Here is a 21,682-nt window from a genome sequence, read left to right as displayed (position 1 = left end):
TCACCGGGCGACCTCCGCGCCGGGCCCGGCCGGGGCGGCGGGCGTCGACCACAGCCGCCGGCGCACGTGCTGCTCGGCGGAGCGGGAGACCACCGAGACGAGCAGCACGAGGGCGACGGCGAGGACCAGCAGCATCACCCCGAAGGCCACGGCGGCCACCGCTCGACCGTCGGAGAGGCCGAGCGCGGCGACGACGGGCGGAAGCGCCGCGACGGCCAGCAGCCCGCCGGCGAAGGCGCCGAGCAGGAGCGGCACCGGCACGAGGTCGCGCAGCAGCCGGGCCCGCAGGACGTCGTCCCAGGCCAGCTCGACGGCGCTGCGCGCCGGCTGGGGCTGGTCCAGGACCCGCCGGCACAGCAGCTCGACCCCGACCTGCAGCAGCGCCGCGAGCGCCGCGACCGCGAGGACGGCACCCTCACCGCTCCTCGGGCCGGCCGGCAGGGCGAGCCACGCCGCACCGACCACGAGGGCCGCGAGAAGGGGCACGAGCGAGACCAGCCGCACGAGGGTCGTCTCGAGCCGGGGCACGTAGTCCGCGAGGACCGGCGCGGTGGCCCGCGCGACGCGGGGCCCGCCGCCGTCGGGCCTGGCCAGCGCCTGGCGACCGGCCACGAGCAGGACGCCGACCTGCTGGCCCAGAAGTACGAGCAGGACGCCGGCGACGGGCAGCATCGAGACGTCCAGGGCGAAGCCACCGCCCGCAGCCCCGACCTCGAGCTCCGCGCCGCGACGGCCCAGCTCCGGGCCCAGGGCGAGGAGGACCGTGGTGAGCACGAGCCCGGCGAGGCCGCCGGCGAGACCGGCGAGGTCGCGGGCCACGACCCGCGCCCGCAGCCGCTCGACGAGGTCGTCGGGCAGGTCCCCGCCGGCGGAGGCGGGAGCGGCGGGCAGGGCCGCCCGCCGCGCGAGGCGCTCGAGGCGGTGCTGCCGGCGGGCAGGGACACGGGTGACGACGAGCTGCTGGACCAGGACCACCGCCACGACGACGGTGCTGACGACGTAGAGCCAGAGAGCGACCACGAGAGCCTCCAGGGCACGGCGAAGCAGGACAGGGCGGGCAGGGGCGGGCAGGACAGGCAGCGGCGCAGCCGAGCAGCGGCACCGGCGACCCGGGAGGGCTCAGGGCGCGAGGGCCGGGTCCTCGACCTCACCCGGGCGGTCGGCCGAGAGCGTGACCGGCCAGAGCCGGTACCGGGCGTAGCGCTCCACCGGCTGGCCGCGTCCCGGGAGCATCAGCCCTGCCAACGCGACGAGCAGGACGACGACCACGACGACGAAGTGGTCGCCCTGGGACAGCCCCAGCACCCCCGCGACCTCCCCGGGGAGGTAGAGGAGGTTGAGGCAGGCGAGGTAGCAGGGGAAGAAGGCGAGCTCGCGGAGGTGGCGCGCGCGCAGCACGTCGTCCCACGCGAGCTCCAGCGGGCGTCCGGCAGGCTGCGGCAGGGCGACGACGCGGCGGGCCAGCAGCTCGGTGAGGACCCACGCGACGGCGACGCAGCCACCGAGGACGAGGTTCGACACCGGGAGGCCGCCGGCGCCGGCGACCGCCTCGCCGGACCGGGTGGCCAGCACGGCCATGAGGACCCCGGCACCCGCCGAGACGGCGCACAGCAGACGGCCGGTCAGCAGGCGCAACCACGGCACGTAGTCCTCGAGGCCTCCCGCCCGTGACCTCGCCCGCCGGACGCCGGGGAGGCTGGGCGGTGCGAGCGCGTCGCGCGCCACGACGGCCGTCGTGCCGGCAGTCAGGCCGAGACCCACCACCGCGAACGTCAGGGCGCCCTCGACCCAACCGCCCGCCTCGTCCAGGCCGCCGTCGGCGAGGACGAGCAGGAGGACGGCCAGCGTCGCGAGGAGCCCGCCCACGGACGAGCCGACCTCGCGTCGTACGAGCCGCCGGCCGACGCGCTCGGCCAGTGCCGACGGCATCCCGTCGGCGGTGTCGAGAGGGAGCTGGGCGCGCACGGAGAGCTGCTGCAGCTGCGAGCGGCGCCACGGGCGGCTCCAGACCACCCAGGCGGCACGCACGAGCAGGAGCACGGCGAGGGTGCCGAGCAGGACGACGGGCACGAGGACCTCCGAGGGGGATCGACCAGCCCCTCGAACGTACTGACCTCTGTGTCAGGCGTCAAGCACAACCGTTGATACAGATCAGCGGCGGCGGCGCGCCTTCTCCTCGGCCCGGCGGCGGGCGGTGTAGTCGCGCATCCGCTGCGGGTAGCCGGTGAAGTTGACGTCGTAGAACGGCATCGCGAGGTCCTGGGCGAAGGACTGCGCCGTCCGGGCGTCGGGGACGCGCCGCCGGGTCCACTCCCCGTCGGTGGCGATGAGCAGGAGCGTCAGGCCGGCCTCCGTCGTCGCGGGCTCCAGGTAGGCCTCGACGCCCACGCGGGTCCGGGCGAACTCGGCGAGGTGGGAGGACGCCTCGCCGCGCTCGGCGCGGGCGGCGCTGCGGGGCGAGGGCTCGCGCCCACCACCAGCGCCCGCCGCGGGCACGCCAGCACCGCGCAGCCGCGACCACCAGGCCATGCCGTCCTCCGTCCTGCGGGTCGCCGGGCTCGCAGGCCCGCGGCGACGTGATGTGCACCACGCTAGCCGCGCGACCTGGGCCTGCGCTGTGCGGCCAGGGCCGACCGGGTCGCGTCCGGTTGCCGCGAGGCGCGGCGGTAGTGCCAGGATGGGCGCGCCCTGCGGCGCAGCCGGACCGGCCGCGCGCGGGGCGGACAGCCCGTCAGCGAGCCGAGGAGCCCAGCGTGCCCGAGTCCCCCGCAGACACCGTCTACGACCTCGTCGTCCTGGGCGGTGGGAGCGGCGGGTACTCCGCGGCCTTCCGCGCGGCCGAGCTCGGCCTGTCGGTCTGCCTCGTCGAGAAGGCCGAGCTGGGCGGCACCTGCCTGCACCGCGGCTGCATCCCCACCAAGGCCCTTCTGCACGCCGCCGAGGTCGCCGACTCCGCCCGCCACGCCGAGGGCTTCGGGGTCAAGGCCCAGCTCGAGGGCATCGACATGGCCGGGGTCAACAAGTACAAGGACGGCATCGTCAGCCGCCTCTACAAGGGGCTCCAGGGTCTCGTCAAGGCGCACAAGGTCACCATGGTCGAGGGCGAGGGCCGGGTCGTCGCCGCCGACTCCGTCGAGGTCGACGGCACGCGCTACCGCGGCAAGAACCTCGTCCTGGCCACCGGGTCCTACTCCAAGAGCCTGCCCGGGCTGGAGCTCGGCGGCCGCGTCATCACCAGCGAGCAGGCCATCCGGCTCGACTCGGTGCCCGAGAGCGTCGTCGTGCTCGGCGGCGGCGTCATCGGCTGCGAGTTCGCGAGCGTCTGGAAGTCCTTCGGGGTCGACGTGACCATCGTGGAGGCACTCCCCCGCCTCGTCGCGGCCGAGGACGAGGCCGCCTCCAAGGCTCTCGAGCGGGCCTTCCGCAAGCGCAAGATCAACTTCTCCACGGGCGTCCGCTTCAAGGGCGTGACGCAGGACGACTCCGGCGTCCACGTCGAGCTGGAGAACGGCAAGACCTTCGACGCCGAGCTCATGCTCGTGGCCGTCGGCCGCGGCCCCACGACGGACGGCCTGGGCTTCGAGGACGTCGGCGTCACCCTCGACCGGGGCTTCGTCATCACCGACGAGCGGCTCAGCACCGGCGTCGAGACGGGTGCCGGCGGGAAGGTCTACGCCGTCGGCGACATCGTCCCCGGCCTGCAGCTGGCCCACCGCGGCTTCGCCCAGGGCATCTTCGTCGCCGAGGAGATCGCCGGGCAGAAGCCCGCGCCCGTGGTCGACGCGATGGTCCCGCGGGTCACCTACTCCAACCCCGAGATCGCCTCGGTCGGGCTCACCGAGCGCCAGGCCCGCGAGCTGCACGGCGACGACCAGGTCGAGGTGCTCGAGTACAACCTCGGCGGCAACGGCAAGAGCCAGATCCTCGGCACGGCCGGCTTCGTCAAGCTCGTGCGCCAGAAGGACGGCCCGGTCGTCGGCTTCGTCGCCGTCGGCGAGCGGATGGGCGAGCAGGTCGGCGAGGGCCAGCTCATCGTCAGCTGGGAGGCCTTCCCCGAGGAGGTCGCGGCGCTCGTGCACGCCCACCCCACGCAGAACGAGTCGCTCGGCGAGGCGCACCTCGCGCTCGCGGGCAAGCCGCTCCACAGCCACGCCTGAGGCGGGGCGGGCCACCGGGCCCGCCCCGCCCGCCAGGTACGAGCCTCAGACCGACCCAGGAACAGGAGACCCCATGTCCCAGTCCGTGCAGATGCCCGCCCTCGGCGAGAGCGTCACGGAGGGCACCGTCACGCGCTGGCTGAAGTCCGTCGGCGAGGCCGTCGAGGTCGACGAGCCGCTGCTGGAGGTCTCGACCGACAAGGTCGACACCGAGGTGCCCTCGCCCGTCGCCGGCACCCTCCAGAAGATCCTCGTCGAGGAGGACGAGACGGTCGAGGTCGGCGCCGACCTCGCGGTCATCGGCGACGGCGAGGAGGCGGACGGCTCCGGCGGTAGCGGGGCGTCCGAGAGCGCAGAGCCCGAGGCGACCTCCGAGGCCGAGCCCGAGCCGTCCTCCGAGCCGGAGCCCTCGCCCGAGCCGGAGGCCAAGAGCTCCGGCGGTGGCGGTGGCGGTGGGACGCCGATCACGATGCCGGCGCTCGGGGAGAGCGTCACCGAGGGCACCATCACGCGCTGGCTGAAGGCCGAGGGCGACGAGGTCGAGGTCGACGAGCCGCTGCTGGAGGTCTCCACCGACAAGGTCGACACCGAGGTGCCCTCCCCGGTCGCGGGCACCATCACCAAGATCCTCGTCGCTGAGGACGAGACGGTCGAGGTCGGCGCCGAGCTGGCGGTCGTCGGCGGCGAGGCCAGCGGGGACGCCAGCGGCGGTGGGAGCGCCAGCGCCGACGAGGCGGCCGCCCCGGAGCCCGGCGGCGCCGACGACGCCGAGGACCTGGGCGACGAGGCCTCCTCCCGCGAGGCCGCCGAGACCGAGGCGGAGGAGAAGACCTCGACCCGAGGCAGCTCGGACGGCGACGCGTCGCAGGACGAGGACCCGGAGGCCCCGCCGGCCGGGGTGTCCGAGCCGGAGCAGGCGACCGAGTCCTACAACTCCCCCGCGCCCCAGGTGCCCACGGGTACCGCCCAGCCGCAGCCGTCCTCCGGCGGCGACGAGGGGGCCTCCCCGCAGTCGACCGGCAGCGGCTACGTCACCCCCCTCGTGCGCAAGCTCGCCAAGGAGCACGGCGTCGACCTGTCGACGCTCACGGGGACCGGCGTGGGCGGGCGTCTGCGCAAGCAGGACGTCCTCGCGGCCGCCGAGAAGGGTGCCCAGCCGGACGAGGCTCCCGCGGCGCCCTCACAGGCGCCGGCGGAGCAGCCCGCCCCGAAGGCCGGTCCGTCGGTCAAGGAGAAGACGCAGCAGGCCGCCGAGGCGGCGTCGGGCAAGCGCGGCACGACCGAGAAGATGAGCCGGCTGCGCAAGGTCATCGCCCAGCGCATGGTCGAGTCGCTGCAGGTGTCGGCGCAGCTGACGAGCGTCGTCGAGGTCGACCTCACGCGGATCGCCAAGCTCCGCGCCCGGGCCAAGTCCTCCTTCGAGCAGCGCGAGGGGGGCCGGCTGTCCTTCATGCCGTTCTTCGCGCTCGCCGTCTGCGAGGCGCTCAAGGCCTACCCGCAGGTCAACGCGAGCGTCGACGGCGACTCGGTCGTCTACCACGCGAGCGAGCACCTCGGCATCGCGGTGGACACCGAGCGCGGGCTGCTCGTGCCGGTCATCAAGGAGGCCGGTGACCTCAACCTCGCCGGGCTGAACAAGCGGATCGCCGACCTCGCCGAGCGCACCCGGACGAACAAGGTCACGCCCGACGACCTCGCCGGCGGCACGTTCACCATCACCAACACCGGCAGCCGGGGTGCCCTCTTCGACACCCCGATCATCAACCAGCCGCAGGTGGCCATCCTCGGCACGGGCGCCATCGTCAAGAAGCCGGTCGTCGTCACCGACCCCGACGGCGGCGAGGCGATCTCGGTGCGCTCGATGATGTACCTGGCCCTGTCCTACGACCACCGGATCGTCGACGGGGCGGACGCCGCGCGCTTCCTCTCGACGCTCAAGGCACGCCTGGAGGAGGGCGCCTTCGAGTCCGAGCTGGGGCTCTAGCCCCGGCTGGTCGACCGCCGTCGCCGTCGCCGCCCGCCCCGCCGCCGTGCGGGGCGGGCGGCGCCGCCTCCCGAGGGGAGCCCCCGTGAGCACCACCGCTGCGTCCGACCGCTGCACCGCTGCCCGGACGGCCTCGTGAAGGTCGTCGTCTGCGGTGCCTCCGGCCTCGTGGGGACGCCGCTGCGCACGCGCCTCGCAGACCTCGGCCACGAGGTGGTCCAGCTCGTGCGGCGCGAGCCCGACGGGCCTGGCCAGGTGCGCTGGGACCCGGCCCGCGGCCGGCTCGACGAGGCCGCCCTGGCCGGCGTCGACGCGGCCGTCAACCTCTCCGGGACGGGGGTCGGGGACCGGCGGTGGAGCGCCGGGTACCAGCGGGAGATCCTCTCCTCGCGGACGGAGCCCACCCGCACCCTCGCCGAGGCCCTGGCCCGCCTGGACCCGCTCCCGGCGGTGCTCGTGCAGGGCTCGGCCATCGGCGTCTACGGCCACCGCGGCGAGGAGGTGCTCACCGAGCAGTCCTCGCCCGGCTCGACCTTCCTCGCCGACGTCGTCGTCGACTGGGAGGCGGCGGCGCGGCCGGCGCAGGAGGCCGGCATCCGGACCGCCTTCGCCCGGACCGGGCTCGTCATGGCGCCGGACGGGGGCGCCTTCGGTCGTCTCCTGCCGCTGCTGCGGCTCGGGCTCGCCGGGCCGCTCGGCGACGGCCGCCAGTGGTGGAGCTGGATCACGCTGGAGGACGAGGTCTCGGCGCTCGTCCACCTGCTCACCGCGGACGTCGAGGGGCCGGTCAACCTCACCGGGCCGGCGCCGGTCCGCAACGCGGAGCTGACGCGGGCCCTCGGACGTGCGCTGGGTCGCCCGACGGTCGTGCCAGCTCCTGGCCCGGCGCTGCGACTGGCCCTCGGAGGGTTCGCCGAGGAGATCCTCGCCAGCCAGCGCGTCGTCCCGGAGGCACTGCAGCGCAGCGGTTTCACCTTCGCGCAGGCAGACGCCGGCGCTGCGGCCCGCTGGTTGGCCGAGCAGGTGGGCTGAGACCGGACCGGGTGGTCACCGGGCGTGAGCGCACGGTGAGCCGTCGCCGTCGCGCCGACGGATTGGCCCAGTGGTCCGTAGATGCACGGACCACCCGAACCGGTGGAATGCCGCCGGATGCTCGCGCTCGGTGGCACGCCGTGGTCAGGTTCTCCCGAGGGCAAGAGCGGTGACGTCCGCGCACGCCCCGCCCTCTCCGCCTGCCACCCACCCAGCGCCCGCGCCGACGCGGTGCGCGTCGAGGAGAAATCGTGAAGAAGTCCCTGGCCCTCTCCGCCGGCCTCGCCCTGGTCGCCCTGCCGCTGGCGACCGCGCCGGCGCTCGCGAGCTCCAGCGGCCCCGTCGACCTGGTCGCGAACCTCACCCAGCTCAACGACTCGGGCGCCTCGGCCGAGCTGACGGGCACGCTCGACGGCGACGACCTCACCCTGACCATGACGACGTCCGGGCTGCTCGAGGGAGCACCCCACGCCCAGCACATCCACATCGGCGGCAACGGCACGTGCCCGGCCAACGGTGCCGAGGGCTCCGGGGCGGACGGCGCGTTCCAGACCAGCGACGGCGCGTCGACCTACGGCGGCATCGCCGTCTCGCTGACGACGGAGGGCGACACCTCACCCGACTCGGGCCTCGCCGTCGACCGCTTCCCGACCGGCAACTACACCTACGAGCGGACCATCGAGGTCAGCGACGAGGTCGCCGACCAGATCGCCGCCGGTGACGGCGTCGTCGTCGTCCACGGGGTCGACCAGAACGGCTCCGGGACCTACGACGGCGACGTGCCCTCCGACCTCGACCCGACCCTGCCCGAGGAGGCCACCAACCCGGCCGCCTGCGGCACCCTCGACGTCGCGCAGATGACGATGCCCGAGGGTGGCGCCGCCACCGGCCTCGGCGGCACCTCGACGACGACCCTCGTCGTCGTCGGCGGCGCAGCCCTGGCCGCCGCGGGTGCAGCCGGCGTCGTCGTCGCCCGCCGTCGCGCCGCGCAGGGCTGACCCGGCTCCTGCGCCGGAGATCCGTGGCACCTGAGCACCGTGACACCCGAGCACCGTGACACCTGACCGCCGGGCGCGCCGGGACATCCCGGCGCGCCCGACCCAGGTCCGCTCGGCCCAGGTCAGTCCCGCCGAGCTCGGCTCCACCCAGGTCCGACCGGCCCAGGTCCGACCGGCCCATGTCCGACCGGCCCAGGTGCTGGGAGCGGCGACGGCGGCGGGACTGCTCGCCGCGCTCGTCGCCGGGTGGGCGCTCAGCGGGGACGAGCGCGCCGGCGCGCAGGAGGGGGCGCACCACGGCGTCCTGCCGGTGGGCGGGGCCGACGGCACGGCAGCAGACCAGCCCCTGCCCGCCGACGGCCTGGGCGCCGGCCTGGCGACCACCCCCGACGGGCGCGTCGTGCACGACCACGGCGACCTGGAGGTCACCGTGATGCTCGCCGCCGACGGCGAGACGCTGGTGGCTGGTCCCGTCGAGCCCGGTGCCCTCGTCACGGTCGTCAACCACACGAGCGCCGACCAGCTGGTGGTCCTCGGGGACGCCCCGCCGGTGGAGGTGCCCCTCGTCTCGCTGGTCGCGCTGCGTGCGCCCGACGAGCCCGGCACGTACGACCTCGTGTCGCGCACCGACCCCGGCGTCGCGGCCGAGGTGGTCGTCGCCGAGCGCGCGAGCGGGCAGGGCGGGGCGGCCGTCGTCACCCCGCTGGACGAGGAGTAGCCGCTGCGGCGAGCGCGCAGGGTGGTCACCCCGAGCGGGCACTCAGGGTGGTCACCCGGGCGGGTGCTCAGGGCGGGGCCAGCACCTCGGCGACCCGCCAGCCCTCGCCGTCGTCGACGAGGCGCAGGCGGGCGTCGACGGGGTCCGCGCCGGGCACCTCGGCCAGGACGGCGCCGTCGTCGCCGACGAGCCGGTGCGCCGGCGTGCGGGTCCGCACGTCGACGAGGGCGCTGAGCGGCTCCCCGGCGGCTGGAGCAGCGCTCCCGTCCGCGCCGGGCGTCTGCCCCGCGACGAGGCTCACGCGCAGCACCTCGACGTCCAGCCCCTCGAGCCGCCCCGACCGCTGGAGCTGCGCGAGGGCCTCCTCGTCCGCCGCCATCGCCGCCGAGCCTGGGGCCACCACCCGCGCGAGCAGCTCGGGGTCCCGGGTCGCGAGCGCCTGAGCGCGAAGACGGGCGAGCACGGGGACGGCCGCGAGCGGGTCCTGCCCCCGCAGGGTCAGCGCGTCCTGGGCGTCCAGGGCGTCTACCTCGCCGGCCCTCACCTCGAGGGCTCCCACCTCGCTGGCCCTCGCCTCGCTGGCCTCCACCGGCGGCCGTGGCGAGGGAGCCCTCGACGTGGCCGCCGGCGCGTCGGGGCCGCCGGACCGGGCGTCGGCCTCCTCCGCCGGCTCGGCCTGCTCCGCCGTCTCGGACGGCTCGGCCCGCTCCGCCGTCTCGGACGGCTCGGACGGCTCGGACGGCTCGGGGGCCACCGAGCCCGCCGGACCGGCGGCCTCCTCGTCGACCGCCGCCGAGGGTCGCGGCCAGAACGACGGCGCGACGAGCCCGCCCAGCGCGAGCAGGAGCGCCAGCCCGGCGGCGCCGGCCACGGCACGGCCGGCTCGCGGGCGCAGCCCCCGCCGGCGCGGCCGCTCCTCGACCGGCGCGGGGCTGCGCCGCGCCGCGGCGCGCACGCGGTGGGTGATGACCTCGTCGGGCGGCGCGTGCGGATCGGTGCCGACGAGCCGCACCGCCTCGGCCTCCGCCGCGTCCCAGGCCCGCCGGGCCAGGTCGGCGGCGAGGGGACGCTCGCGGGGGTCGGGCTCGAGGCAGTCCTCGACGAGGTCGACGAGCGCCCGCGGCAGCTCTGGGCGCAGCGTGACGAGCGGCGGGCGCACCTGCGGCGCGCCCGGCGCCATCCCCGCGAGGGCGTGCCAGGCGCACGCGCCGAGGGCGTAGACGTCACCCGCCGCGCTCGGCGCGCCCCCCGCGACCCGCTCCGGGTCGGCGTACCCGGTGGTGACGTCCTCCTCGCCTGGCGGGAGGTGCCCTGGCGGGCTGGCGTCGGCGCCGGCCTGCCCGCACGCCAGCAGGACGGCCGTGCCGAGGTCGCCGAGCAGCGGCCGCCCGTCCGCGGCGAACAGGACGTTGCCGGGCGCGACGTCACCGTGGACGACGCCGCCGGCGTGCAGCCGCTCGAGCACGCCGGCGAGCGGCACGAGGACCGTGACGACCTCGCCGGCGTCCAGGGCACCGCGTCGGGCGACGAGCGCACCGAGGCTGCCACCGGGGGCGTGCTCCAGCACCAGGACGGTGCGCGGGTCCGGCGGGGCGCTCGACACCACGCCCTCCAGCCGGACGACGTGCTCGTCCCCCAGCGCAGCCAGCAAGGACGCCTCGGCCTCCAGCCGGTGCTGGGCCACCGGGTCGCCGGCCACGCAGGACCGCAGCACCTTGAGCGCCACCGGGGCGGTCTCGCCCGGCGCCGTGCCCACCGGGCGTCCCCGCCACACCTCGCCGCTGCCGCCCGCGCCGAGCAGACGCTCGACGACGTAGCCGGGGACGACCGGGGGCACGGCCCGGCCCGCAGGCCCCTGGACCCCCGGACCCCCTGCCGGCTCACCTCCCGGGTCACCTCCCGGGTCGAGCTGCCCGAGCGGCCAGGCCCCGGGGGCAGCGCCCAGGCCGTCGAGCTCCTCCCACCACGACGCGCCCTCGCCGTCCGCGCCCCCACGTCCTGCTGCGTGCCGTCCTGCCATGGCGGCATCCCACCGCGACCGGCCGACCGCCCGCCGGCGTCGTCCACAGGCCCCGCCGCGGCGTCGCCCGTGAGCCGTCGTCCACAGGCGGCCGCCCGTCGACACCTGCGCGACGGCGAGGAGCACGATGACCTCCATGCCCGCCGACGCACCCACGATCCTCGCGACCTCCGGAGGCCTGCGCCCCGGCGAGCGCAGCCGCCTGGCCTTCTCCGGGCTCGTCCACCACGCCGTCGAGCGCTCCGGCACCACGGGCCGCGCCCCGCGGGTCGTCCACGTCGGGACGGCGGGCGGGGACCAGCGCTGGTTCGCCGCCGAGCTGTCCGAGGCCGCCCGCCACGCCGGCTTCCACCTCGACCACCTGGCGCTGCTGCCGATGCCGAGCCACGACGACGTCCGCGGGCTGCTGCTCGGGGCCGACGTCGTCTGGGTGGGCGGTGGCAGCGTCGCCGGGCTGCTCGCGCTCTGGCGGCTGCACGACCTCGGACCGCTCATGGCGGAGGCCTGGCGCGCCGGCGTGGTCCTATCCGGCGTGAGCGCCGGGTCGCTGTGCTGGCACGTCGGCGGCCCGACGGACTCCTTCGGGCCCGACCTGCGCCTGGTGACCGACGGCCTCGCGCTGCTGCCCTACGGCAACGGCGTCCACTACGACTCCGAGGCCCAGCGCCGTCCGCTCGTCCAGCGCGCCGTCGCGGCGGGCGACCTGCCGCTCACCTACTGCAGCGACGACGGCGCCGGGCTGCTCTACCGCGGCACCGAGCTCGTCGAGGTCCTCACCGACCGCCCCGGGGCCCGCGGCTACCGCGTCGAGCGCGACACCAGCGGCGCGGCGCCCCGCGCCGTCGAGAGCCCGCTCGAGGCCCGGCTGCTCCCCCAGCCCTGAGCCCGCCCCCGCGGGTGCGGACGGAGCCGGGTCAGGCGGCGAGCGACGGCACCTCGACGTCGACCACCTGGCCGGTCCGCGCGCTGGCGCGGGCCGCGTCCAGGACGGCGAGCGTCGCGACGGCGTCGGCCGGGTCCACGGGCCACGCCCCCTCGCCGCGGACGGCCGCCGCCACCTGGCGGTACAGGTCGGCGTGGCCCCCGGGCGGCGTCGGCACGGGCGTGCGCTCCTGGCCGCGGACCACCCACCCCGTGCACCCGGGCTCGTCGTCGAGCACGCCGGCGAAGCCCGAGACCTCCCCCTCGAAGGGCACGACGACGAAGGACCCCTGCGTCCCGAGCACGCGCGTCCTCGGCCCTGGCGCCCCGACCGCGCTGACCGCCGACAGGTGGCTGCGGGCGCCGCCGACGTGCCGCAGCGCGAGGAAGGTCATGTCCTCCGCCGGCGTCAGCACCGCGGAGATCTCGGCGTAGACGGCCTCGACCGGGCCGAGCAGCTGCACCGAGGAGTCCACGAGGTGGCTGTGCAGGTCCAGCAGGAGCCCGCCGCCCTCGGCCGGGGTGGCGTTCTCGCGCCACCGCTCCTTGGGCACGGGCCGCCAGCGCTCCCACCGGCGCTCCAGCCGCAGCACCTCGCCGACCTCCCCGGCCGCCAGCACCGCGGCGAGCGCCCGCTGCTCGTCGTCCCAGCGGCGGTTCTGGAAGACCGTCAGCGGGACGCCGGCCGCACGGGCCGCCCGCACGCACCGCGCCGCGCCGGCGGCGTCGACGGCCAGCGGCTTGTCCACGAGCACGGGCCGGCCTGCCGCGACGCACGCGAGCACCTGCTCCTCGTGCACGCCGGTGGGCGAGGCGAGCACGACGACGTCGACGCCGTCCCCGCCCCTGACGGGCCCGTCCCCGACCGCCAGCACCGCGTCGAGGTCCGCGACGACGCGCGCCCCCGGGTTCTCCCGCGCCGCCGCCTCGGCGCGCTCGGCCGACGAGGTCGCGACCAGCGCCACGTCCAGCCCCGCCTCGCGCAGCAGAGGTGCGTGGATGCCGCGCCCGGCGCTGCCGTAGCCGACCAGGCCGACCCGGACCGCAGGGCTGGAGGAGGTGCTCATGGCCCGCATCCTGCCTCGCCACCGCGACGGCGGCGCCTCGCCCGCACGGGCGTACCGTCGTCCCATGCGCTTCCAGACCGTGGGCCTCGGGCCCGACGCCGTCGAGTACCGCCGCGGGTGGGACCTGCAGCGCGCCGCGCACGCCGAGGTCGTCGCCGGTGCGCAGGACGTCGTCCTGCTCCTGGAGCACGAGGCCGTCTACACCGCCGGCAAGCGGACGCTGCCGGCCGAGCGACCGCTCGACGGGACGCCCGTCGTCGACGTCGACCGCGGGGGCAAGATCACCTGGCACGGTCCTGGCCAGCTCGTCGGCTACCCGATCACGCGGCTGCCCGACCCGGTCGACGTCGTCGCCTACGTCCGCCGGCTGGAGCAGGTGCTCGTCGACACCTGCGCCGAGCTGGGCCTGGCCACCGAGCGGGTCCGCGGGCGCAGCGGCGTCTGGGTCCGCGGTGACGGCTCTGGCCGGCCGGGCTCTCGGGACCGCAAGGTCGGCGCCATCGGCATCCGCGTCGCCCAGGGCGTGACGATGCACGGCTTCGCCCTCAACTGCGACAACGCCCTCGACGCCTTCGGCGGCATCGTGCCCTGCGGCATCGCCGACGCCGACGTGACGACGCTCTCGGCCGAGCTCGGCCGCGACGTCACCGTCACCGAGGTGCTGCCGGTCGTCCAGCGGCACCTCGCCCGCACCTTGCCGGTGACCCCGGCGACGCCCGTCCCTGCCGCAGAGCCCGTGCCTGCCTGAAGAGGCCGCGACCGCCTGAAGAGCCCGTGACCGCCGGCCTCGGGCGCCGCTAGAGCGCCGCGACCTGCGGCGCCACCTGCTCGGCCACGAGCTCGAGGTGGTCGAGGTCGCCCAGGTCGAGGAACTGGCAGTAGGTGCGCTGGGAGCCGGCCGCGGCGAAGCGCCCCAGCTTCTCGACGACCTCGTCGGGCGAGCCGGCCAGCCCGTTGGCCTTGAGCTCCTCGACCTCCCGGCCGATCGCCGCCGCCCGCCGGGCCACCTCGGCGTCGTCGCGCCCGACGCACACGACGAGGGCGCTGGACCACACGAGCTCCTCGGGGTCGCGCCCCGCGCTCGCGCACGCCTCGCGGACCCGCCCGAACTGCGCCGCGACGTCGTCCACCGACCCGAAGGGGAGGTTGAACTCGCTCGCGTGCTGCGCGGCCAGCGCCGGCGTCCGTCGCTTGCCGCCCCCGCCGACGAGGACGGGCACGGGCCGCTGCACCGGCTTGGGCAGCGCCGGAGAGTCGGTGAGCGTGTAGTGGTCCCCCGCGTAGGAGAAGGTCTCCCCCTCCGGGGTCCCCAGCAGGCCGGTGACGACGGCCAGCTGCTCGGCGTAGCGGTCGAAGCGCTCGCGGACGTCGGGGAAGGGGATGCCGTAGGCGGTGTGCTCCGCCTCGAACCATCCGGACCCCAGGCCGAGCTCGACGCGCCCGCCCGACATCTGGTCGACCTGCGCGACCTGCACCGCGAGGACGCCAGGGTGCCGGAAGGTCGCCGAGGACACGAGCGTCCCGAGGCGGATCGTCGAGGTCTCCCGCGCCAGCCCGGCGAGCGTCGTCCACGCGTCCGTGGGCCCGGGCAGCCCGTCACCGCCCATCGCGAGGTAGTGGTCGGAGCGGAAGAAGGCGTCGTAGCCGGCCGCCTCGGCGGTGCGGGCGACGGCGAGCAGGTCGTCGTAGGAGGCGCCCTGCTGGGGCTCGGTGAACACGCGGAGGTCCATGACCGCCATCCTGTCCGCTGTGACGGACACCGACAGCGCGAGCACCCCGGCGCCCACCGACCGGCCCCGGCTGCGCGAGGCGACCACCGACCGCCTGCTGCACCTGCTGGCCCGCGAGCAGGTCGACCGGCGGCTGCCGTCGGTCGTCGCCGGGCTCGTGCGCGACGGCCACCTCGTGTGGTGGGGCGCCCGCGGCAGCGCCGCCGAGCCGGGCGCCGCGCCCGTGCCGCCGGCGCCGACGACGCGCTACCGCATCGGCTCGATCACCAAGAGCCTCGTCGCGACGGCGCTCATGCGGGCGCACGACGAGGGGCTCCTCACGCTGGAGGACCCGGTCGGGACCCACCTGCCCGAGCTGGGGTCAGCCCGCGAGGACGTCGGCGCACTGACGGTCGGGCAGCTGCTCGGCCAGGCCTCGGGCCTGCAGGCCGAGAACGACGGCGCCGGCCCGTGGTGGGAGCGCACGCCCGGCGGGGACTGGGCGGCCCTCGCCCCGGCGCTCACCCCCGACGCGCGGCGGCACCGCCCCGGCGTGCGCTTCCACTACTCCAACACCGGGTTCGGCGTCCTCGGCGAGCTGCTGGGCCGCCTGCGGGGGCGTCCGTGGCACGACGTCGTGCAGATCGACGTCCTCGACCCGCTGGGCATGGGGCGGGCCGGTCTGCGCCGTGACGCCGACTCCGCGCCGGGCCTGGCCGTGCACCCGTGGGCCGACGTCGTGCTGCCGGAGCCCGAGCACGACGCGGGGGCGATGGCCCCCGCCGGGCAGGTGTGGGCCACCGTGCCCGACCTGGCGCGCTTCGCCGCGCTGCTCGCCGGGCGAGACGACGCCGGCGTGCTGAGCCCGCAGGCGCTGGCGCTCATGAGGCAGCTGCAGGTCGTCGACGACCCGCGCAGCGGCGCCTGGGGCGTCGGGTACGGCCTGGGCCTGCAGCTGTGGAACGTCGGCGGCCGACGGCTCGTGGGCCACAGCGGGTCGATGCCCGGCTTCGTCGCGATGCTCCAGGTGGACGCGAGCACGGGTGACGGCGTCGTCGCGATGACCAACTCGACGACGGGCTTCGGGGACCTCGCCACCCGCCTGCTCGACGCGATGGTCGACGCCGAGCCGCCGCTGCCGGCGCCGTGGACGCCCCGCGCGCCCGCGCCGGAGGTCCTCGAGCTCGTCGGCCCCTGGTACTGGGGGCCCGCGCCGCTGGTCGTGCGGGCCGACGGCGAAGGCCTGCTCCTCGAGGGGCTGGGGCGACCCGCTCGCTCCGCGCGCTTCCGCCCGGCTGGCGACGGCACGTGGGTCGGGCTGGACGCCTACTACGCCGGCGAGCGCCTGCGCGTCGTCCGCGCCGCCGACGGCGGTGTCTCCCACCTCGACCTCGCGACCTTCCGCCTCACCCGCACGCCGTACGACCCGGGCGCCGACGTCCCCGGCGGCGTGGACGAGGGCGGCTGGCGAGCGTGAGCGACCCGGCGCCCGCCTCGTACCTCAGAGGGCGGGTCGCCGAGGCGCCGGTCCGGGAGCTCCTCCGCGGAGCCCTGGAGCGGGGCAGGGCCGGCCAGCGCGCTGCGCACCGGCGTCGCCGCAGGTGCACATCGCCCGTCGACCTCGCCTCCTCCTCGTCGTCCCCGGGCTCGACCACGAGGGGCAGGGGCCGTCCCATCGGCGCTCTCCCGCCGACGAGGCCCGGGCGTCTCGCGCGTACGCTCGTGACGTGACGGTCGCACCTGAGGGACGCAAGATGCTGCGCGTCGAGGCCCGCAACGCCGCGACGCCCATCGAGAAGAAGCCCGAGTGGATCCGGACCCGCGCGAAGATGGGGCCCGAGTACTCCGAGCTCAAGGGCCTGGTCAAGCGTGAGGGGCTGCACACGGTCTGCGAGGAGGCGGGCTGCCCCAACATCTTCGAGTGCTGGGAGGACCGCGAGGCCACCTTCCTCATCGGCGGCGAGCAGTGCACCCGCCGGTGCGACTTCTGCCAGATCGACACCGGCAAGCCCTCACCGCTGGACACCGACGAGCCGCGCCGGGTCGCCGAGAGCGTCCAGGCGATGGGTCTGCGCTACGCGACGGTCACGGGCGTCGCACGCGACGACCTCGAGGACGGCGGCGCCTGGCTGTACGCGGAGACGATCCGCGCCATCCGCACGCTCAACCCCGGCACGGGCGTGGAGATCCTCGTGCCCGACTTCGACGGCAAGCCCGAGCAGGTCGGGCAGGTGCTCGACGCCGGCCCGCAGGTCTTCGCCCACAACGTGGAGACGGTGCCGCGGATCTTCAAGCGCATCCGCCCGGCCTTCCGGTACGAGCGCTCGCTCGACGTCCTGCGGATGGGCCGCGACGCAGGCCACGTGACGAAGTCGAACCTCATCCTCGGCATGGGCGAGACCACCGAGGAGATCGTCGACGCGCTGCGGGACCTGCACGAGGCCGGCTGCGACCTCGTCACCATCACCCAGTACCTGCGCCCCAGCCCGAGGCACCACCCGGTCGACCGGTGGGTCAGGCCGGAGGAGTTCGTCGAGCTGCGGGACGCCGCGGAGGAGATGGGCTTCGCCGGCGTCATGAGCGGCCCGCTGGTGCGCTCGTCCTACCGCGCCGGGCGGCTGTGGGCCGGGGCGATGAAGCGGCGCGGGGAGTCCATCCCCGAGGCGCTGGCGCACCTCGACGTCGAGCAGCCCGCACGCCAGGAGGCCTCGAGCCTGCTCTCGCGCTCGCGCTGAGCCGGCCACCGGGCGAGCCGACGGCGCCAGGGAGGCTCGTCGCGCCGGCCCGTATCCTGAGCGCCATGGCCCGCCGCGCACCCGCTCCTGCAGCCCCTTCCTCCTCCAGCAGCGCCGCCGCGGGCACGGTTGCGGGCGGGAAGGGGCCGCTGGCGGCGATCCGTCGCCGCCGCAACCGCCCCAAGTTCGGGCCCGACGGACGCCCCACCGGTCGCATCGCGCAGATGCGGCAGGTCTACACGATGACCCGCAGGGCCGACCCGTCGGTCCGCTGGTGGATGCTCGGCCTCGCCGCCGGCATCCTCGCCGTCGCCCTCCTCGTCGGCTTCGCCGTCGGCCACCCCATCTACCTCACGGTCATCGGCCTGCCCCTCGCCGCGCTCGCGGCGATGGTCGTCCTCGCCCGCAAGGCCGAGGCCGCCGCCTACCGCCAGATCGAGGGCCGCCCCGGGGCCGCCGGGGCCGCGCTGCGCTCCATCCGTCGCGGCTGGGACTTCCCCGAGGAGCCCGTCGCGGTCGACCCGCGCACGCACGACTCGGTCTTCCGCGGGCTCGGGCGCGCCGGCGTGGTCCTCGTCGGCGACGGCCCCTCGCACCGCGTGGGCAAGCTGCTGGAGGGCGAGCGCCGCAAGGTCGCGCGCGTCCTGCCGAGCGTCCCGGTGCACGTGCTGGAGACCGGCAGGGGCGAGGGCCAGGTCCCCCTGGCGAAGCTCCCTCGCAAGGTCCAACGCCTCAAGCCCGTCATGACCCGCGGCGAGCTCGGCGAGGTCAGCCGCCGCCTCAAGGCCATCGGGGGCATGCGGATGCCGGTGCCCAAGGGCGTCGACCCGATGCGCGCCCGTCCCGACCGCAAGGCCGCGCGGGGTCGCTGAACGGCTCGGCAGCGCGGGACGGCTCGGCAGCGCGGCTGGCGCCGTGCCCTAGCGGCGCACCAGCACCGTGCCGACGAGCCGGTCGTGCAGACCGCGGGTGTCGGCGTCCCAGACCGCCGCGGGGATGACGAGGCACAGCAGCACCGTCCGCCCGAGCGCCGGCAGAGGGCCGGCCCACCCGCCGTCCGTGCCGATCACCCGCATGCCGAGGAGCAGGTGGCCAGGGCTCGCGCCCACGGTGGCGACCCCGAGGACGTGGACGACGGCGAAGACGGCGAGCGTCGCCCACGGGTCACCGCCGAGCAGCGCCGAGGAGACGAGCAGCGCGAGCAGCCAGTCGACGACGACGCCGACCACCCGGCGCCCCAGCCGCGCCATCGAGCGCGGCCCCTCCCTCGGCAGGCCGAGGCGCTGACCGGGCCAGTCCTGCTCCCGGCCCTCGTGCCCCTGGGACCCCACGCGACCCGACCCGCCCGCACCTGCCGCCACACGCCCCACGGTAGTCACGGGCGCTCGCCCCCTCACGGCCGCCCGACGAGCCGCGGCAACACGCCTGAAACATGCGGGTAACCCGGGTGGCGCCGGTCGCACCTACCTTCCTCCAGACCGGGCGGGACCGGAGCGCCTCCCGGCGGTCCCGCCCAGCGAGCCCCAGACGCGCCCAACGAGGCCCAGACGAGCCAGGAGTGTGGATGTTCACCAACGCCGACGAGGTCATGGCCTACCTGAAGGACAACGACGTCAAGTTCGTCGACGTCCGGTTCTGCGACCTGCCAGGTGCCATGCAGCACTTCACGGTCCCGGCGAAGTCCGTCGACGCCGACTTCTTCACCGACGGCCAGATGTTCGACGGGTCCTCGATCAGCGGGTTCCAGGCCATCCACGAGTCGGACATGAAGCTCGTGCCCGACCTGGAGACCGCCTTCGTCGACCCCTTCCGCGCCGAGAAGACCCTCGTGCTCAACTTCGGCATCGTCGACCCCTTCACCGACGAGGCCTACTCGCGCGACCCGCGCCAGATCGCCCGGCGCGCCGAGGAGTACCTCAAGTCCACCGGCATCGCCGACACCGCCTTCTTCGCCCCCGAGGCCGAGTTCTACGTCTTCGACGACGTCCGCTTCGAGACGAAGCAGAACGCCGGCTACTACTACATCGACTCGATCGAGGGCGCCTGGAACACCGGTCGCGAGGAGGAGGGCGGCAACCTCGGGCACAAGACGCCGTACAAGGGCGGCTACTTCCCGGTGCCCCCGGTCGACCACTACGCCGACCTGCGCGACCAGATGGTGCTGGCCCTCGACGAGCTCGGCCTCGATGTCGAGCGCGCCCACCACGAGGTCGGCACCGCGGGCCAGGCCGAGATCAACTACAGGTTCGACACGCTGTTCAAGTCCGCCGACAAGGTGATGCTCTTCAAGTACGTCATCAAGAGCGTCGCGCACCTGCACGGCAAGACGGCGACCTTCATGCCGAAGCCGCTCTTCGGCGACAACGGGTCGGGCATGCACTGCCACCAGTCGCTCTGGAAGGACGGCGAGCCCCTCTTCTACGACGAGCAGGGCTACGGCGGGCTCTCGGACACCGCGCGCTGGTACATCGGCGGGCTGCTCAAGCACGCGCCGTCGCTGCTGGCCTTCACCAACCCGACGGTCAACAGCTACCACCGGCTCGTGCCGGGCTACGAGGCGCCGGTCAACCTCGTCTACTCGGCCCGCAACCGCTCGGCGTGCGTCCGCATCCCGATCACGGGCAGCAACCCGAAGGCCAAGCGCATCGAGTTCCGCGTGCCGGACCCGTCGAGCAACCCCTACCTGGCCTTCGCCGCCATGCTGATGGCGGGGCTCGACGGCATCCAGAACCGCATCGAGCCGCCCACGCCGGTCGACAAGGACCTCTACGACCTGCCGCCGGACGAGCTCGCGTCCATCGACCAGGTGCCCGGCTCGCTCGGCGCCGTCCTCGACAAGCTCGAGGAGGACCACGAGTACCTCACCAAGGGCGGGGTCTTCACCGAGGACCTCATCGAGACCTGGATCGACTACAAGCGGACCAACGAGATCGACCCGATCCGCTTCCGCCCGCACCCCCACGAGTTCGAGATGTACTACGACATCTGAGCCGGTGCCCTCCCGCCGCGGCCCCCGACACCCCCCGGTGCCGGGGGCCGCGGCGCGTGCGGCGCCCCCTCCCGCGCACCCGGTGACCGCGGTCGCGCTCCTTGCCGCCGCCACCGCGCTGGCCATGGGCGTGTGGTTCTCGGCGGCCGCGGTCGTGCCCCAGCTGTCGCTGGCCTGGGACCTGACGCCCGGCGGGTCGGCGCTGCTGACCGTCGCGGTGCAGCTCGGCTTCGTCGTGGGCGCGCTCGTCTCGGCCGGGACGGGCCTGGCCGACCGCGTGCCCGCCCGCCGGCTGCTCACGCTCGGGGCGCTCGGGGCGGCGGTGGCCAACGCCGGCCTCCTGCTGGCGGGAGGTCTCGCCGGAGGGCTGGTCGCCCGGCTGGCCACCGGGGCCCTGCTCGCGCTGGTCTACCCCTCGGCGCTCAAGGAGGTCGCCACGTGGTCGCGACGCCGCCGCGGGACGGCGATGGGCGTCATGGTGGGTGCCCTCACGCTCGGCACGGCCCTCCCCCACGCCGTCGCGGCGCTGGGCGGCGGCACGGGGGCCGCCGCGGACGGCGTCCCGTGGCAGCCCGTCGTCGTCGTGACCAGCGTCCTGGCGGTGGTCGGCGGCCTCCTCGTGCTGCTCGTGCGCCGCTCGGGACCGCACGCCCGCCCGCCGGCGACCTTCGACCGGCACGCCGCCCTCACCGCGCTGCGACGACGCCCCGTGGTGCTCGCCGTGCTCGGCTACGTCGGCCACATGTGGGAGCTCTACGCCATGTGGGCGTGGCTCGGCGTCCTCGTCGCCGGACTGAGCAGCCTCGACGGCGCCGCCGACCCCGCCCGGGGCGCGGCGTCCATCACGGCGGCGTGCCTGGCCGCCGGCGCGCTCGGGTGCGTGCTCGCCGGCGTCCTCGGGGACCGGGTCGGCCGCCCCGCCAGCGTCGTGCTGTGCGGGACCGCCTCCGCGGTCGCGGCCCTCGCGGTCGCGGCAGGCCGGCAGGGGCCGTTGCTGCTCGTCGTCGTCCTGCTCGCCGCGTGGGGCTTCTGGGTGGTCGCCGACTCCGCCCAGCTGTCCGCGCTCGTCACCGAACACGCCGACCCCGACCTCGTCGCCGGCGCCGTCGCCGTGCAGATGGCCGCGGGCTACCTCACGTCCGCGGTCACGGTGTGGCTCGTCCCCGTCCTCGTCGCCGCGACCTCCTGGTCGCTCGCGCTGGCGGTGCTGGCCGCCGGCTCGCTCGCGGGCGTCGCAGCGGTGGGAGTGCTCTGGCGCGACCAGAGGGCCGACGCCCGCAGCGCCGGGGCCTGAGCCCGACGCACCCGGGTCGCCCGCCCCGGGTGCGTCCCCGGGGGTCGACGGGAGGCAC

19 protein-coding genes are annotated in these 21,682 nt (G+C 75.9%); 12 read left to right on the top strand and 7 right to left on the bottom strand.

The annotated features are described in order from the left end of the window. The 3 genes from WDV86_RS13355 to WDV86_RS13345 form a co-directional block, all read right to left on the bottom strand. Window positions 1-1,020 (bottom strand): hypothetical protein, encoded by a 1,020-nt coding sequence (locus tag WDV86_RS13355; protein ID WP_339568127.1) that lies wholly within the window; start codon window positions 1,018-1,020, stop codon window positions 1-3. A 99-nt stretch (window positions 1,021-1,119) separates the two neighbouring features. Further along, entirely contained in the window at window positions 1,120-2,070 is a 951-nt protein-coding gene (locus WDV86_RS13350; RefSeq protein ID WP_339568126.1) for a hypothetical protein, read from the bottom strand. Between the two features lie 81 nt (window positions 2,071-2,151). Next, complete coding sequence (locus WDV86_RS13345; RefSeq protein WP_339568125.1) at window positions 2,152-2,529, bottom strand: hypothetical protein; 378 nt, start codon at window positions 2,527-2,529, stop codon at window positions 2,152-2,154. A gap of 224 nt (window positions 2,530-2,753) precedes the next feature. Between WDV86_RS13345 and lpdA the strand changes: the two genes are divergently transcribed. The 5 genes from lpdA to WDV86_RS13320 all read left to right on the top strand — a co-directional run bounded on the left by lpdA (window position 2,754) and on the right by WDV86_RS13320 (window position 8,889). Beyond that, window positions 2,754-4,157, top strand: coding sequence for a dihydrolipoyl dehydrogenase (lpdA, locus tag WDV86_RS13340; RefSeq protein WP_339568124.1), 1,404 nt, complete (start codon window positions 2,754-2,756; stop codon window positions 4,155-4,157). Between the two features lie 73 nt (window positions 4,158-4,230). Further along, entirely contained in the window at window positions 4,231-6,141 is a 1,911-nt protein-coding gene (gene sucB / locus WDV86_RS13335) for a 2-oxoglutarate dehydrogenase, E2 component, dihydrolipoamide succinyltransferase (RefSeq protein WP_339568123.1), read from the top strand. Window positions 6,142-6,276: 135 nt separating this feature from the next. Next, window positions 6,277-7,173: a TIGR01777 family oxidoreductase gene (locus WDV86_RS13330; protein WP_339568122.1), complete on the top strand. Its 897-nt coding sequence runs from the start codon at window positions 6,277-6,279 to the stop codon at window positions 7,171-7,173. A gap of 251 nt (window positions 7,174-7,424) precedes the next feature. After that, complete coding sequence (locus WDV86_RS13325; protein WP_339568121.1) at window positions 7,425-8,171, top strand: hypothetical protein; 747 nt, start codon at window positions 7,425-7,427, stop codon at window positions 8,169-8,171. A gap of 55 nt (window positions 8,172-8,226) precedes the next feature. Further along, window positions 8,227-8,889 (top strand): hypothetical protein, encoded by a 663-nt coding sequence (locus WDV86_RS13320; RefSeq protein ID WP_339568120.1) that lies wholly within the window; start codon window positions 8,227-8,229, stop codon window positions 8,887-8,889. Window positions 8,890-8,956: 67 nt separating this feature from the next. Here WDV86_RS13320 and WDV86_RS13315 read toward each other — a convergent pair whose 3' ends face one another. Further along, on the bottom strand, window positions 8,957-10,909 hold the full coding sequence (locus WDV86_RS13315; protein WP_339568119.1) for a serine/threonine-protein kinase: 1,953 nt from the start codon (window positions 10,907-10,909) through the stop codon (window positions 8,957-8,959). A gap of 136 nt (window positions 10,910-11,045) precedes the next feature. Between WDV86_RS13315 and WDV86_RS13310 the strand changes: the two genes are divergently transcribed. Next, window positions 11,046-11,792 (top strand): Type 1 glutamine amidotransferase-like domain-containing protein, encoded by a 747-nt coding sequence (locus WDV86_RS13310; protein WP_445263083.1) that lies wholly within the window; start codon window positions 11,046-11,048, stop codon window positions 11,790-11,792. Window positions 11,793-11,823: 31 nt separating this feature from the next. Here WDV86_RS13310 and WDV86_RS13305 read toward each other — a convergent pair whose 3' ends face one another. Further along, window positions 11,824-12,897, bottom strand: a complete 1,074-nt coding sequence (locus WDV86_RS13305) for a Gfo/Idh/MocA family protein (protein ID WP_339568117.1) — start codon at window positions 12,895-12,897, stop codon at window positions 11,824-11,826. Between WDV86_RS13305 and lipB the strand changes: the two genes are divergently transcribed. Beyond that, complete coding sequence (gene lipB, locus WDV86_RS13300) at window positions 12,896-13,645, top strand: lipoyl(octanoyl) transferase LipB (protein ID WP_339568116.1); 750 nt, start codon at window positions 12,896-12,898, stop codon at window positions 13,643-13,645. The two genes, WDV86_RS13305 and lipB, sit on opposite strands and share 2 nt — an antisense overlap. A 49-nt stretch (window positions 13,646-13,694) precedes the next feature. Here the strand turns inward: lipB and WDV86_RS13295 are convergent, their stop codons facing one another. Next, window positions 13,695-14,627 carry an LLM class F420-dependent oxidoreductase gene (locus WDV86_RS13295; protein ID WP_339568115.1) on the bottom strand — a complete coding sequence of 311 codons (933 nt, stop codon included), beginning with the start codon at window positions 14,625-14,627 and terminating at the stop codon, window positions 13,695-13,697. Between the two features lie 19 nt (window positions 14,628-14,646). Here WDV86_RS13295 and WDV86_RS13290 point away from each other — a divergent pair, with 19 nt between their 5' ends. From WDV86_RS13290 to WDV86_RS13280, 3 genes are all read left to right on the top strand, one after another. Beyond that, window positions 14,647-16,083, top strand: a complete 1,437-nt coding sequence (locus WDV86_RS13290; protein ID WP_339568114.1) for a serine hydrolase domain-containing protein — start codon at window positions 14,647-14,649, stop codon at window positions 16,081-16,083. Between the two features lie 250 nt (window positions 16,084-16,333). Then, complete coding sequence (lipA, locus tag WDV86_RS13285) at window positions 16,334-17,341, top strand: lipoyl synthase (RefSeq protein WP_339568113.1); 1,008 nt, start codon at window positions 16,334-16,336, stop codon at window positions 17,339-17,341. A 65-nt stretch (window positions 17,342-17,406) separates the two neighbouring features. Then, window positions 17,407-18,213: a DUF4191 domain-containing protein gene (locus tag WDV86_RS13280; protein WP_339568112.1), complete on the top strand. Its 807-nt coding sequence runs from the start codon at window positions 17,407-17,409 to the stop codon at window positions 18,211-18,213. Window positions 18,214-18,261: 48 nt separating this feature from the next. Here WDV86_RS13280 and WDV86_RS13275 read toward each other — a convergent pair whose 3' ends face one another. Further along, entirely contained in the window at window positions 18,262-18,702 is a 441-nt protein-coding gene (locus tag WDV86_RS13275; RefSeq protein WP_339568111.1) for a hypothetical protein, read from the bottom strand. A gap of 203 nt (window positions 18,703-18,905) precedes the next feature. On the opposite strand from WDV86_RS13275, the gene glnA reads away from it, so the two are divergent. Next, window positions 18,906-20,330, top strand: a complete 1,425-nt coding sequence (gene glnA, locus WDV86_RS13270; RefSeq protein WP_339568110.1) for a type I glutamate--ammonia ligase — start codon at window positions 18,906-18,908, stop codon at window positions 20,328-20,330. An 82-nt stretch (window positions 20,331-20,412) separates the two neighbouring features. Continuing rightward, complete coding sequence (locus WDV86_RS13265; protein ID WP_339568109.1) at window positions 20,413-21,624, top strand: MFS transporter; 1,212 nt, start codon at window positions 20,413-20,415, stop codon at window positions 21,622-21,624. Window positions 21,625-21,682 lie beyond the last annotated feature (58 nt).

Origin of the sequence: Pseudokineococcus sp. 1T1Z-3 (assembly GCF_037482365.1) — a bacterium.
In the GTDB taxonomy this organism is placed as follows: Bacteria; Actinomycetota; Actinomycetes; order Actinomycetales; family Quadrisphaeraceae; genus Pseudokineococcus.
This window is presented reverse-complemented; position numbering and strand designations above follow the sequence as displayed.

What these genes read in the sequence shown, in the direction of transcription:
- WDV86_RS13310 (WP_445263083.1), top strand. Translation starts at nt 11,046, where the DNA reads ATGCCCGCCGACGCACCCACGATCCTCGCGACCTCCGGAGGCCTGCGC.
- WDV86_RS13305 (WP_339568117.1), bottom strand. Translation starts at nt 12,897, where the DNA reads ATGAGCACCTCCTCCAGCCCTGCGGTCCGGGTCGGCCTGGTCGGCTAC.
- glnA (WP_339568110.1), top strand. Translation starts at nt 18,906, where the DNA reads ATGTTCACCAACGCCGACGAGGTCATGGCCTACCTGAAGGACAACGAC.
- WDV86_RS13295 (WP_339568115.1), bottom strand. Translation starts at nt 14,627, where the DNA reads ATGGACCTCCGCGTGTTCACCGAGCCCCAGCAGGGCGCCTCCTACGAC.
- sucB (WP_339568123.1), top strand. Translation starts at nt 4,231, where the DNA reads ATGTCCCAGTCCGTGCAGATGCCCGCCCTCGGCGAGAGCGTCACGGAG.
- WDV86_RS13345 (WP_339568125.1), bottom strand. Translation starts at nt 2,529, where the DNA reads ATGGCCTGGTGGTCGCGGCTGCGCGGTGCTGGCGTGCCCGCGGCGGGC.
- lipB (WP_339568116.1), top strand. Translation starts at nt 12,896, where the DNA reads ATGGCCCGCATCCTGCCTCGCCACCGCGACGGCGGCGCCTCGCCCGCA.
- WDV86_RS13280 (WP_339568112.1), top strand. Translation starts at nt 17,407, where the DNA reads ATGGCCCGCCGCGCACCCGCTCCTGCAGCCCCTTCCTCCTCCAGCAGC.
- WDV86_RS13315 (WP_339568119.1), bottom strand. Translation starts at nt 10,909, where the DNA reads ATGGCAGGACGGCACGCAGCAGGACGTGGGGGCGCGGACGGCGAGGGC.